Below are 12,563 nucleotides of genomic sequence, written 5' to 3'. Positions count from 1 at the left end.
CCTACTCGCCTACGCGTTCCAGCTCACGCCCGGTACGCGTGGTCTGGTAGATGCTGCTGACCGTGGGAAGGATCTGGCGTACCACGCGGTTCCAGCGCCCCAGCGGCGTCGTGGTGACGTAGATCACATCGGTAGGCTGCAGGGTGAACTCCGCCCCCAGCATCAGCGCAGTGGCGTTGCGAGCATCGAGCTGGTAGACCGTGGCGAGCTTGTCGCTGTCCTCCGGCGCCCGACGAATGACGAAGATCCCCGAGGCGTTGGCATTGCCCTCGTTGATGCCCCCTGCTTCGGAGAGAGCATCGGTCAATGTCAGCCGGCTCGCACCCATGGGCAGGCTCTTGGGATCGCGCACCTCGCCCATGACATAGACCTTCTGGTTGCTGCTGTCGGGCACGTGCAGCACGTCGCCAGCCCGCAGCAGCATGTTCTGGTCGAGACGTCCCTCGTTGAGCATCTCGTGCAGGGACAAGCGGATCTCCTCGCCCTCACGCGTCAGCAGGACGTCGTGCCAGTTGGCGTGGTCTGCCAGGCCGCCGGACAGGTTGATGGCATCGAGAACGCTGATAGGCACGTTGCGAATCGCCAGCGGCCCGGGGTCCTGGACCGCACCGGTAATATTCACCTTCTGCGAGTTGTACTGGGCAACCTGGACCTCGACCTGGGGCATGGCCACATAGGGCTCCAACCCACGGGCAACGATTTCGCGCACCTCTCGCACCGTCCGCCCCTCCACGGGAATGCGGCCGATGAAGGGATAGAAGATGGTGCCATCGCTGTGCACGGTATTGCCCGACTCTGCGGCACTACGCTCCCCACCCGCGGGTATCGTCAGCTCCGGATGGCCATAGACGATGACACTGAGGACGTCGCCCTTGCCGATGTAGTACTCGTAGCCGCTGATGTCCTCGCGCAATGCCTCACTGATCTTGCCGATATCCTCCGGCCCCCGGACCTCCTGGCGCTGGCTACGCACTAGCCCGAAGGTGATGGGCTCGATATCGACGAGGTCGTCGATCGGCGCGGAGTCCGTCCTGTAATCGATATGCCCACCAGGGGCAAAAGCGCACCCACCCAGGGCGAACAGCCCGAAAAGGAAAAGCGCACGCCCCACTCGGGGTCGCAAGAAATAGTGATTCATTCGACTTTTCGCTCGCGTGGTCATTATTACCTTTACCCTGTCGCTTCAAGCATTCAATCCATGTCGCTTTTATTATTCATTTAATGTCGCCACCAAGTGACACGGGCTGAAACGAACAATTAACAGCGACACCATGCACGTTTCTCAACATGACACTTTATTAAGACACCACTGTTGTCATTCGGCGACGCCGCCCAGTTTAAACCGTCGCTCGATTTCGACACCGACATATTCCCAGCCTCGAAATCGAAATATACTTTGCCAACTGTTCGGCACTTATCGCTTTAACCCTAGCGCTAGACACGCTACCGCCACGAGGTTAACGGCAATCCCCGAAGCCATGCACAACACCCTGAATAACAAGGCACAAATCGACCCACGGCATGAACCGCGGCACGACGCAAACTCAAGGAGATCGACTGAGACAGGGAGCCTTTACCTCCATGCAAGGCACCAAGCGAACGGAGCTAGAATAATCCTTTTTTTTAGCCTGTCACCACCCTTTATTTGATTTTATACATTTTTTTACCTTAATATACGAATAGAAAACCTACAACAAGATAAGTTTCTTTTCCATTATCTTGAATTAGGGTATCAATTCAGCATCCGAACCGTCACCCCCATGACATTAAAACGTCACGGGGGCGATTCTATGTGATGAGCCTGCCTGAATTGCCTGCCCATGGCAGGTCGGCCAGATAGTCATCCAGCATCCACATCAAGAGCAGGATGCACTATTCGGCCATTCATCCCGTCGGCAGTGGCCGGCGCAACAGAGGAGCCATATCGATATGCTTGATTCCATGAAACGTGATCCCAGGAAGCTTGATCCCAGGAAACCACGACGACACGTCGTCACCCTGGCGGGAGTGGCCTTGCTGGGCCTCTCCTCATTCGCGCTGGCGCAGCAGGCAACGCTGCCCCAGGGCACGCCGGGGGCCCCTGGCAATTCAGCCAATACGCCTGCGCCAGGTGCAGTGGCCAGTGGCGGACTCGCCACGGGCCGCGGTGCCGCCGGCGAGGCCCCGGGCAATTCCGGTCAGGCCCTGGCCGGCGCCGTGAACCGGGGCGCAGCCGGCATTGGCGTGGCGATCGGTGCCACAGGCACCGGTACCGGCACGGGTACGGGTACCGGGACGCGCTGATGAGTCGCGACAGACGGTGCAGCAAGATACGTGTGCCGACCCAGGGCCGCCGCAAGGCGGTCCTGTTTCGCCTGATGCTATGGGGGGGGCTTGTCACAAGCCTGACGGCCTGTGCCCAGGGCGGCCAGCTGACACCCATGGGCGCCACACTGCTGGGCGACCGCCACAGGGTAGATCTGGCGGAACAGGCAGAAGCCTTGCCCTACGCATCGCTGGTGGCACAGAACCAAGGAAACCGCGCCCTGTTGATCATGGCGCATCGTACCGGGGAAAACGGTCGCGATACGTACTGGCAGGCCGGTGATCGCGCCACCCTACATCTACGCAATGGAGTGCCCACGAGCACCGCCGGCTTCGAAGAGATCCTGCTGGGACGCTGGCTCTCGGCCGACTCGAACTCGGAGCGCTACCGTGTTCACGTGCACTGGCGGGATGCCAGCGGCCAGGAATGGCAGGACGTGGCGACGGCGAGACTCTCCTGCGAGTCGGCCCGGCCCGTCGAACTCCCCTTGACCCGGTTGGCGCTGGAGCGCTGTACCGAACGACTCGACTGGGAGAGCAGTAACACGCATAGCCGCGGGGTGTACTGGCGCGAGCCGGGCAGCCTGCGGATCTGGGGGGGTGACATGGCGCTCTGGCCGGACGGTCCCCGCCTGCGTTGGCAGGTGGCGAGACCCTGGTGGAGCGATGCCGAGGACACCGGGCGCGACGCCGAGCAGACCACCCTGCCCGACGGCGCGCCATCGTCGTGACAAAGAGAGCGAGAATGACCCGACGTCACCCCCCTCATGCCAGCCGCTGGCTGACAGCTTGCCTGGGTGCGCTTCTGGCCCTGCCCCTCAATGGTCAGGCCGATGCCCTTCGCCTTTCCGACCTGTGGCTAGAACAGCAAGCATTGCCTGAGCCCCCCGCCTACAGCTACTACCTGCTCGAAGCGCAACAAGAGCCTCAGCAGCGCCAGGCCCGGCGTCTTCAGGAAGAGCTGGCGACACTGATCGACTGGTACTCCCTGGCCGGCCACGCCAAGCTCGCCCAAGGGCTGGACGAATGGCAGGCCACCATCGCCGAGTTACAAGCGACACCGGGGCGCACGGCGGCCAGGGCCGACCTCGCCGCCCTCCTGGCCTCGCCGCGGCACGACCCCTTGCTGGCCACGCTGGCCGAAGTCGGCCATTGCACCGTGCCCGAGTGGGTAGAACTGTGGCATTTCGGTGGCGTGACACGACACCGTTGGAGCCCGGGTTTGAGCCTGCGTGACCTGCTGCGCATGCAGCCGAGTTCACACTGGTCCGGCGCCGACGAGGCGTGGGTGATCACCCCCCAGGGCACTCCGCGCCGAATCGGCGTGGCAGCCTGGAACGCCGGCGACGCCCCCCTGGTTGCCGGCAGTCGCGTCGCACTCGTCCTTCCCGAGCCGGTACAGGAGGCAGACTGGGTCAACCGTGCCCTGTCCGGCTTTCTGGCAACCCGCCTACCCGGCGATGCCTGTAATGCCGTCGCCCTGCCTGGAGCGGACCAAGCCGATTCGGGAGGGCCTGCCTCATGAAGCGCACCGGATCGAGACCGCCCCGCTTCATGCCACTGGCCTTGGCCATCGCCGTGGCCACTGCCACGCCGGCGCTCGCCGATTCCAGCCAGCCACGTCTCGGCACCGGCCAGGGCGACTTCGGCGGCATGGGGCTGATGCAGACCCCCAGCGCGCGCATGGCACCGCTTGGCGGCTTTGCCTTCTCCTTCTCGCGCACGGCGCCCTATCGTCGCTATAGCCTGTTCTTCCAACCCACCGAATGGCTGGAAGCCGGCTTTCGCTACGTCGAGGTGGAGAACCGGCGCTATCTGGCTGCCACGGGGGATCGCAACAACCTGGACAAGGGCATCGATTTCAAGGTGAGGCTGCGCGAAGAGGATCGCTACTGGCCCCAGGTCGCCCTCGGCGCCCGTGACATCGGCGGCACCGGCCTTTTCTCCGGCGAGTACCTGGTCGCGAGCAAGCGTTGGCACGATTTCGACTTTTCCCTGGGGATCGGCTGGGGCTATCTGGGCAATCAGGAGGACTTCCCCAACCCCCTGAGCCAACTCGACGGGCGTTTCGAACGACGCTCGGGGTTCACCTCGGGCGGTGACGGCGGCAGCGTCAACCTGGGCAGCCTGTTCAGCGGCCGCAGTGCCCTGTTCGGCGGTATCGAGTACCAGACACCCTGGGACCCCCTGGTGCTGCAGGTCGAGCTGGAAGGCAACGACTATCAGCACGAACCCCAGCGCAACCACCAGGAGCAGGATTCACGGGTCAACCTCGGCGCTCGCTTTCGGCTGACGGACAATATCGAACTCAAGGCCGGCTGGCAGCGCGGCAATACTGCCATGCTCGGAATCACCCTTGCGACCAACCTTGCCAGCGTTTCGCAGGTCAAGCGCAACCCGCCCCCCGTCGATCTGGCACCGGCCCCTGCCGAGCACACCAGCGACTGGAACGGGCTCAGTCGCGAGCTGGAGGCCAATGCCGGCGTCGGCGTCTACCGGATCCTTCAGGACGGCTCGAGCATCGTCGTCGAAGCCGAACCCACACGCTATCGCTCACTTGCCGAGAGCGAGCAGCGCGCCGGACGCTTGCTGCACAACCATCTCAGTAGTGAGGTGGAGACCATCCGCTTCCGCTGGCACGAACGCGGCATGCCCCTGCGTGAAAGCGTGCACGAGCGTGATGCCCTGACAGCCGCCGCCTCTTCCAGCGGTGAAGCCGTAGCATATCGCCACGGACTCTACGCGCATACCATGCTGGCCCCGAGCCAAGGCGAAGTGCTGCATGAATCCAACCCTCGTGGGCTCTCCTACAGCCTCGAGCCACAGCTCGAGCAGAACTTCGGTGGCCCCGACGGCTACCTCTACCGGCTCTCGGCCAACCTCGATGGCCAATACCGGCTGGGAGCCCGTCACTGGCTCTCGGGTGCGCTCACCTATACCGTGGCCGACAACCTCGACAAGTACCGCTATATCGGCCCCTCGGACTTGCCGCGAGTACGCACCCATATTGGCGATTACCTGGCCGAAACCGATATCGGCATCAGCAACCTGCAGTACACCCATACCGGCCACCTGGGCGGCGACTGGTACGCCATGGGCTATGGCGGCCTGCTCGAGACCATGTTCGCCGGGGCAGGCGGGGAGCTGCTCTACCGCCCCTTCAATGGCGACGTGGCACTTGGCCTCGACGTCAACTGGGTCAAGCAGCGTGACTTCGACCAGCGTTTCGAGATGCGCGACTACAGTACCTGGACGGGCCATCTGACCGGTTACTGGCAGACCGACTATGAGGACGTACTGGCCAAGGTCAGCGTAGGCCGCTATCTGGCCGGCGACCTCGGCGTTACTTTCGACGTATCACGCGAATTCGATTCCGGCATTCGCCTCGGCGGCTGGGCAACCTTCACCGATGCCGGCAGCGACTACGGTGAGGGCAGCTTCGACAAGGGGGTCTATCTTTCGCTGCCGCTGGATGCCTTCTTCGTTCACTCCACCCGCCAGCGTGCCCAGCTGGCGTGGCGCCCACTCACCCGGGATGGTGGTGCCCAGTTGGCTCGCCGCGAAGCGCTCTTCGACCTGACCGAGGAGCGCAGCATGGGCCGCTACTGGGAGGATCAAGCCGAATTGATGCGCTGAGCACCGGCCTGGCAACGAAAAGTGGCAAGGCCACCGCATGAGAATGCGGTGGCCTTGCTGGAAGGTAACGGTATAAGACCGATCAACCGCGATGGTAGCCCGGCGCCACGAAGGGCATCTTGCTCACCACCATGGGCAGCCGCTTGCCACGCACCTCGGCATAGACGGTCGAGCCGATCTCGGCATACTCGATATCGACATAGCCCATCGCCACCGGCTGACCGACAGTGGGTCCGAAGCCCCCGGAGGTGACCATGCCGAGGCGACGGCCGTCCTCACTGTAGAGCTCGGCTCCCTCACGCACCGGGGCACGCCCTTCACCCAGCAGGCCGACCCGCTTGCGCCGGTGATCCTTGGCATCGACCTGATGCAGGATCAGGTCGGCCCCCGGGAATCCGGCCGAACGCTCGCCGCCGTGACGGCGTGGCTTGCCAATGGCCCAGATCAGCCCCGCCTCCACCGGCGTGGTCTCGGTATCGATGTCATGGCCGTAGAGACACAGCCCGGCCTCCAGGCGCAGGGAATCCCGCGCGCCCAGACCAATCGCCTCGACCTCTTCCTCGGCGAGCAGACGACGAGCCAGCGCTTCCGCCTCGTCGGCCGCTACCGAGATCTCGAAACCATCCTCGCCGGTATAACCACTGCGGCTGATCCATACGGGCACGCCGCCGATCTCGAAGCGACCGTGCTGCATGAACATCATCTCGCATGCCGCGGGGCAGTGTCGGCGCATGACCTCCGCCGCCTGGGGGCCCTGCAGGGCCAGCAGGCCGCGCTCAAGCACTTCGACCCGGTGCTCATCGACGAGCCCGGTCTCGAGCAGCGCCACGTCCTGCTCCTTGCACGCGGCGTTGACCACCAGATAGAGAACGCCGCCTCCAGGGTTGGCCACCATCAGGTCGTCGAGGATACCGCCCTGCTGGCCGGTGAACAGCGCGTAGCGCTGCATGCCCTCGGGCAGACCGACGATGTCGGCGCACACCAGGGTCTCCAGCGCCTCGGCAGGGCGCGGGCCATGCAGCAGAATCTGGCCCATGTGAGAGACATCGAACAGGCCGCAGGCGGCACGGGTATGTTCGTGCTCCTTCTTGACACCGAGCGGGAACTGAACCGGCATCTCGTAGCCGGCAAAGGGCACCATTTTGCCTCCCAGCTCGAGGTGCAGGTCGTACAGCGGCGTACGCTTGAGTTGACTCATGGGCTTTCCTCAGGACGTGTTGATAAGCAAGCAGCGGGGGTTCCCGGACAGCAACGAGGCGCGCGTGGCGCCTCGTCACGCCCCTGGGCTTCCATCACCCGTTGTCATGAACGAGTGTCATGAACGAGTGTCATGATCGAGATCCTCGCCCGGCAGTACTTCCTTGCCATCGAAGTAATCGCGCGTGACCTTGAACACCACCGGCGACAGCAGCGCCAGTGCAATCAGGTTGGGAATCGCCATCATGGCATTGAAGGTATCGGCCATCAGCCAGATGAGGCCCAAGTTGGCCATGGCGCCAAGCGGTATCGCCAGCACGAACAGCACCCGGTAGAGCATGATCGAACGCGTGCCGAACAGGAACTGGAAGCACTTCTCGCCGTAGAACGACCAGCCCAGGATGGTGGTGAAGGCGAATACCGCCAGCGCCAGCGATACGATCTGGTTGCCCCAGCCGGGCAGCGCCGCATCGAAGGAGAGCGCGGTCAGCGAAGCGCCCTGCTCCCCCTGCACCCACACGGTGGAAGTCAGGATGACCAGCGCGGTGATGGTACAGACGATGATGGTATCGATGAAGGTGCCGAGCATGGCGATCAGGCCCTGGCGCACCGGGTTGCGCGTCTTGGCGGCAGCGTGGGCGATGGGCGCACTGCCCAGGCCCGCCTCGTTGGAAAAGATACCGCGTGCCACGCCGAAGCGAATCGCCGCCATCACCGCGGCCCCGGCAAAGCCACCTGCCGCCGCCACGGGGTTGAAGGCATAGTAGAAAATCAGGCCGAAGGCCTCACCAATCTGTCCGGCATTCACGGCCAGTACCAGAAGGCCAGCCACCACATAGGCGATACCCATGATCGGTACCAGCTTGCCGGCCACCTTGGCGATACGCTTGATGCCTCCCAGGATCACGGCGCCGGCCAACACCATGATCACCACGCCGGTCAGCCAGTGGGGAATACCGAAGGTCGAATCGAGCGCGTCGGCCACGGAGTTCGACTGCACGGTGTTGCCGATACCGAAGGCCGCCACGGCGCCGAAGAAGGCGAAGGCACCGCCAAGCCACAGCCACTTCCTGCCCAGGCCATTCTTGATGTAGAACATCGGCCCGCCGACGTGATAGCCGGTGCTGTCGGTTTCACGGAAGCGCACCGCAAGCACCGCCTCAGCAAACTTCGTCGCCATGCCGACGAGCGCCGTGATCCACATCCAGAACACCGCACCGGGGCCACCCAAGGCAATGGCCGTGGCCACGCCGGCGATGTTTCCGGTGCCGATGGTGGCCGACAGTGCCGTCATCAAGGCGTTGAAAGGTGAAATTTCACCTTCTTCCTCTGTCTTCTTCGCTTCTCCCGGGGCCGGCTTGGCATCGCGACCTTGCCACATCAGCTTGAAGCCGGTGCCCAACTTGCGGATGGGCATCAGCTTCAATCCGATCTGCAGGTAGAGCCCCACCCCCAGCAACAGGATTAGCATCAACGGCCCCCAGACCACACCGTTGATGGCGCTGAATATCGCTGTCAAAGTTTCCACGAACGTTTCCCTCTGTTGTATGGACTGTTTTTAAGGACATTCTCGAAGGATCTACACGACGAGACGGCGTACCATAGCGGAAATTGCCAAGAATGCACCAGTCTGTCGCAGATGCCTGCTGCGTTCCGTTCGTCAACATGTTGCCTGCGCAAGCTTAGCGCGTGTTTCGTATCGGAAACAAATGCCGAAACACCGCCAACTTTCAGCTTGGCGACACGACCCTCCGCTCCAGCGCAGCCGATCGGCATGCTTCACAGGTTAGTGAGCCGAGCCGGCCGTGTCGAATGTGGTGCATCGCCTACCGAAGCTGCCCAAACGCAGGCAGGTTACACTGGACGCCTGCCGCTCTGCGCGCCACGCTATCGATGCGGCAAGCCAGGGCACGTGCCAATGAAGGCCACCTGTCGGGCTCGCCAAACGCCGTCAATGGCGTTAGCATTCGCCCAGTCAGAAAACCTTTTTCTTATAGGAAATCATCATGAGTTCGATTCCTGCCAATCTGCGCTACAACGACAGCCACGAGTGGGTGCTGGACAATGGCGACGGCACCGTCACCATCGGCATCACCGATCACGCCCAGGAAGCGCTTGGAGACGTCGTATTCGTCGAGCTTCCGGAGGTGGGACGCACCCTGGAGAAAGGCGAAGAGTTCGGCGTGATCGAATCGGTCAAGGCCGCCTCCGACCTCTATGCCCCGCTGGCCGGTGAGATCGTCGAGGTCAACGAGGCCCTCGAGGATGCTCCCGAGACCGTCAACGAGGCGCCCTATGAGGGTGGCTGGATCATGAAGGTTCGCGTCGAGAATGCGGCCGCCGTGGAAGCCCTGCTCGATGCAGAGGCCTACCAGGCCGTGGTCGACAGCGACTCCTGATCACGACGCAGCGATGCTCCCGGCCCGGCGACCGGGCATGTCCAATCGCCGGGCATTTCACATCCAAGCACAGGGTTTTCCATGGTTTACGACAACCGCCGCCTGGCCGAACTGGCCGATCATGACGCCTTCATCCGCCGCCACAACGGTCCCGGAGCCGAAGATGTCGCCGCCATGCTGGCGGCGCTGGACATGGACAGCCTCGAGACACTGGTCGAGCGTACGGTCCCGGCGGACATTCGCCTGGGGCGCGAACTCGATCTCGACCCGCCGCGCAGCGAAGCCGAAGCGCTCGACTACCTCAGGCGCCTGGCGCGCCAGAACAAGGTGTTCAAGACCTATATCGGCCAGGGTTACTACAACACCCACGTGCCGGCGGTGATCCAGCGCAACGTGCTGGAGAACCCAGGCTGGTACACCGCCTATACCCCCTATCAGCCGGAAATCGCCCAGGGCCGCCTGGAGGGCCTGCTCAACTTCCAGCAGATGGTCATGGACCTCACCGGCATGGAGTTGGCCAACGCCTCGCTGCTCGACGAAGCCACCGCGGCCGCCGAAGCCATGGCGCTGTGCCAGCGGGCCAACAAGAAATCGAAGAGCAATGCCTTCTTCGTTGCCGACGACGTGCTACCGCAGACGCTGGACGTAGTGCGCACCCGCGCCCACTACTTCGGCTTTGAACTGATCGTCGGCCCGGCCGAGAGCCTGGCCGAGCACGACGTCTTCGGTGCCCTGCTGCAGTATCCCGGCGAGAGTGGCCGCGTGCACGACCTGGCCTCGCTACTGGCGTCCGCCCGCGAGAAGAACGTGATGACCTGCGTGGCCGCCGACATCATGAGCCTGGTGTTGCTCAAGGAACCGGGGGCACTCGGCGCCGACATCGTCGTCGGCAATACCCAGCGCTTCGGCGTACCCATGGGCTACGGCGGCCCTCATGCCGCCTACTTTGCCACCACCGACAAGCTCAAGCGCTCCATCCCCGGGCGCATCATCGGCGTGTCCAAGGATGCCCGCGGCAACACCGCCCTGCGCATGGCCATGCAGACCCGCGAGCAGCACATCCGCCGCGAGAAGGCCACTTCCAACATCTGCACCGCCCAGGCGCTGCTGGCCAATATCGCCGGCTTCTATGCCGTCTACCACGGTGCCGAAGGCCTCGCCACCATCGCAACGCGCATTCACCGCCTGACCACCATCCTGGCCGAAGGGCTCAAGGCCAAGGGGGTGGCGCTGGTACACGACAGTTGGTTCGACACCCTGCGCCTCACCGGCGTCGATGCCGGCAAGATCCACGGCCGGGCGATGACCCACGAGATCAACCTGCGCTACTTCGACAATGGCGACATCGGCGTCAGCCTGGACGAAACCACCACTGCCCATGATCTCGATACCCTGTTCGACGTACTGGTCGACGAGGAACATGGCCTGTCGGTCACCGCTCTGGACGAGCGAATCGCGGCCGACGGCATCAGCGGCATTCCCGCTGGCTGCCGCCGCGAAACGGAGTTCCTGACCCACCCCACCTTCAAGCGCTTTCGCAGCGAGACCGAGATGCTGCGCTACCTCAAGCGCCTGGAGAACAAGGATCTCTCGCTCACCCACGCGATGATCCCGCTGGGCTCGTGCACCATGAAGCTCAACGCCACCAGCGAGATGATCCCGATCACCTGGCCCGAATTCGGCCAGCTGCACCCCTTCGTGCCCCAGGAGCAGGCGGTCGGCTACAAGCAGATGATCGACGAACTGGCGGCGTTCCTGGTCGAGATCACCGGCTACGACCATATCTCGATGCAGCCCAACTCCGGCGCCCAGGGCGAGTACGCCGGCCTGGTGGCCATCCGCCGCTACCAGGAGGCCCAAGGCGTGGGCCACCGCGACGTCTGCCTGATCCCCAGCTCCGCCCACGGCACCAACCCCGCCTCCGCCGCCATGGCACAGATGAAGGTGGTGGTGGTCGAGTGCGACAGCCTGGGCAACATCGACCTCGACGACCTGCGCGCCAAGGCCGAGCAGCACAGCGAAGCGCTGTCGGCGATCATGCTGACCTACCCTTCGACTCACGGCGTGTTCGAGGAGGGCGTCCGTGAAGCCTGCGCCATCGTTCATCGCCATGGCGGGCAGGTCTACATCGACGGTGCCAACATGAACGCACAGGTAGGCCTGTCGCGCCCCGGCGACTTCGGCGGCGACGTATCGCACCTCAACCTGCACAAGACCTTCTGTATCCCGCACGGCGGCGGCGGCCCGGGCATGGGTCCCATTGGCGTCAAGGCGCACCTGGCGCCCTACGTCTCCAACCACGTGGTGACGCCGATTGCCGGCGTGAAGGAGCACTGCGGCGCCGTCTCCGCGGCGGCCTACGGCAGCGCCTCGATCCTGCCGATCTCCTGGGCCTACATCAAGATGATGGGGGCGCGTGGGCTGCGCCAGGCCACGGAACTCGCCATCCTCAACGCCAACTACGTCGCCAGGCGCCTGGAGGACCATTACCCGGTGCTCTATCGCGGCGTCAACGGCACCGTGGCCCACGAGTGCATCATCGACATCCGCCCGCTCAAGGCGGCCTCGGGCATCAGCGAGGAGGACATCGCCAAGCGCCTGATGGACTACGGCTTCCATGCGCCGACCATGTCCTTCCCGGTGCCAGGCACGCTGATGGTGGAACCCACCGAGTCGGAGTCGCGCTACGAGATCGACCGCTTCTGCGACGCCATGATCGCCATTCGCGAGGAGATCGCCCGGGTCGAGCGCGGCGAATGGCCGGCCGACGACAACCCGCTGGTGAACGCACCGCACACCGTCGCCGACCTGATGGACCCGGGCTGGGAGCGCTCCTATTCCCGCGAGATCGGCGCTTTCCCTTCGGCAGCGGTCAAGGCCGCCAAGTACTGGCCGGCGGTCAATCGCGTCGACAACGTCTTCGGCGACCGGCAGCTGATCTGCTCCTGCCCCAGCATTGACGAGTACCGTGACTGATCCGTCACCGCTGGTACAGCGCAGCAGACGAAATGGCCCGCCGAGCGATCG

Annotated in this window: 9 protein-coding genes; 6 read left to right on the top strand and 3 right to left on the bottom strand. The window is 63.8% G+C overall.

Features of this window, described 5'->3' with window-relative positions:
- Position 1 precedes the first annotated feature (1 nt).
- Positions 2 to 1,138 carry a polysaccharide export protein gene (locus tag ACUY1T_RS00485; RefSeq protein ID WP_446019758.1) on the bottom strand — a complete coding sequence of 379 codons (1,137 nt, stop codon included), beginning with the start codon at positions 1,136 to 1,138 and terminating at the stop codon, positions 2 to 4.
- A gap of 791 nt (positions 1,139 to 1,929) precedes the next feature.
- Here ACUY1T_RS00485 and ACUY1T_RS00480 point away from each other — a divergent pair.
- Genes ACUY1T_RS00480 through ACUY1T_RS00465 form a run of 4 tightly spaced genes read left to right on the top strand, consistent with a single transcriptional unit; the run spans position 1,930 to position 5,940 of the window.
- Complete coding sequence (locus tag ACUY1T_RS00480; RefSeq protein WP_446019757.1) at positions 1,930 to 2,283, top strand: hypothetical protein; 354 nt, start codon at positions 1,930 to 1,932, stop codon at positions 2,281 to 2,283.
- The gene (locus ACUY1T_RS00475) at positions 2,283 to 3,035 is read left to right on the top strand and encodes a YjbF family lipoprotein (protein ID WP_446019756.1); all 753 of its coding nucleotides are present in this window, start codon (positions 2,283 to 2,285) and stop codon (positions 3,033 to 3,035) included. Before ACUY1T_RS00480 ends, ACUY1T_RS00475 begins: the two co-directional genes overlap by 1 nt.
- Positions 3,036 to 3,049: 14 nt before the next feature.
- Positions 3,050 to 3,829 carry a capsule biosynthesis GfcC family protein gene (locus ACUY1T_RS00470; RefSeq protein WP_446019755.1) on the top strand — a complete coding sequence of 260 codons (780 nt, stop codon included), beginning with the start codon at positions 3,050 to 3,052 and terminating at the stop codon, positions 3,827 to 3,829.
- A complete protein-coding gene (locus ACUY1T_RS00465; RefSeq protein ID WP_446019754.1) occupies positions 3,826 to 5,940 on the top strand; it encodes a YjbH domain-containing protein in 2,115 nt (704 codons plus the stop codon). The genes ACUY1T_RS00470 and ACUY1T_RS00465 overlap by 4 nt, the downstream gene beginning before the upstream one ends.
- 82 nt (positions 5,941 to 6,022) lie before the next feature.
- Here the strand turns inward: ACUY1T_RS00465 and gcvT are convergent, their stop codons facing one another.
- Positions 6,023 to 7,138, bottom strand: a complete 1,116-nt coding sequence (gene gcvT / locus ACUY1T_RS00460) for a glycine cleavage system aminomethyltransferase GcvT (protein WP_446019753.1) — start codon at positions 7,136 to 7,138, stop codon at positions 6,023 to 6,025.
- A 117-nt stretch (positions 7,139 to 7,255) separates the two neighbouring features.
- Positions 7,256 to 8,665: an alanine/glycine:cation symporter family protein gene (locus tag ACUY1T_RS00455; protein WP_446019752.1), complete on the bottom strand. Its 1,410-nt coding sequence runs from the start codon at positions 8,663 to 8,665 to the stop codon at positions 7,256 to 7,258.
- Between the two features lie 478 nt (positions 8,666 to 9,143).
- Between ACUY1T_RS00455 and gcvH the strand changes: the two genes are divergently transcribed.
- Both gcvH and gcvP read left to right on the top strand, forming a co-directional pair.
- Positions 9,144 to 9,536, top strand: a complete 393-nt coding sequence (gene gcvH, locus ACUY1T_RS00450) for a glycine cleavage system protein GcvH (protein ID WP_446019751.1) — start codon at positions 9,144 to 9,146, stop codon at positions 9,534 to 9,536.
- 81 nt (positions 9,537 to 9,617) lie between these two features.
- On the top strand, positions 9,618 to 12,512 hold the full coding sequence (gene gcvP / locus ACUY1T_RS00445; RefSeq protein WP_446019750.1) for an aminomethyl-transferring glycine dehydrogenase: 2,895 nt from the start codon (positions 9,618 to 9,620) through the stop codon (positions 12,510 to 12,512).
- Positions 12,513 to 12,563 lie beyond the last annotated feature (51 nt).

Source organism: Billgrantia sp. Q4P2, from assembly GCF_052806135.1.
Note: the sequence above shows the minus strand (reverse complement) of the source record. Positions and strands in the feature narration are given on the sequence as shown.

What these genes read in the sequence shown, in the direction of transcription:
- ACUY1T_RS00485 (WP_446019758.1), bottom strand. Translation starts at nt 1,138, where the DNA reads ATGAATCACTATTTCTTGCGACCCCGAGTGGGGCGTGCGCTTTTCCTT.
- ACUY1T_RS00480 (WP_446019757.1), top strand. Translation starts at nt 1,930, where the DNA reads ATGCTTGATTCCATGAAACGTGATCCCAGGAAGCTTGATCCCAGGAAA.
- ACUY1T_RS00475 (WP_446019756.1), top strand. Translation starts at nt 2,283, where the DNA reads ATGAGTCGCGACAGACGGTGCAGCAAGATACGTGTGCCGACCCAGGGC.
- ACUY1T_RS00470 (WP_446019755.1), top strand. Translation starts at nt 3,050, where the DNA reads ATGACCCGACGTCACCCCCCTCATGCCAGCCGCTGGCTGACAGCTTGC.
- ACUY1T_RS00465 (WP_446019754.1), top strand. Translation starts at nt 3,826, where the DNA reads ATGAAGCGCACCGGATCGAGACCGCCCCGCTTCATGCCACTGGCCTTG.
- gcvT (WP_446019753.1), bottom strand. Translation starts at nt 7,138, where the DNA reads ATGAGTCAACTCAAGCGTACGCCGCTGTACGACCTGCACCTCGAGCTG.
- gcvH (WP_446019751.1), top strand. Translation starts at nt 9,144, where the DNA reads ATGAGTTCGATTCCTGCCAATCTGCGCTACAACGACAGCCACGAGTGG.
- gcvP (WP_446019750.1), top strand. Translation starts at nt 9,618, where the DNA reads ATGGTTTACGACAACCGCCGCCTGGCCGAACTGGCCGATCATGACGCC.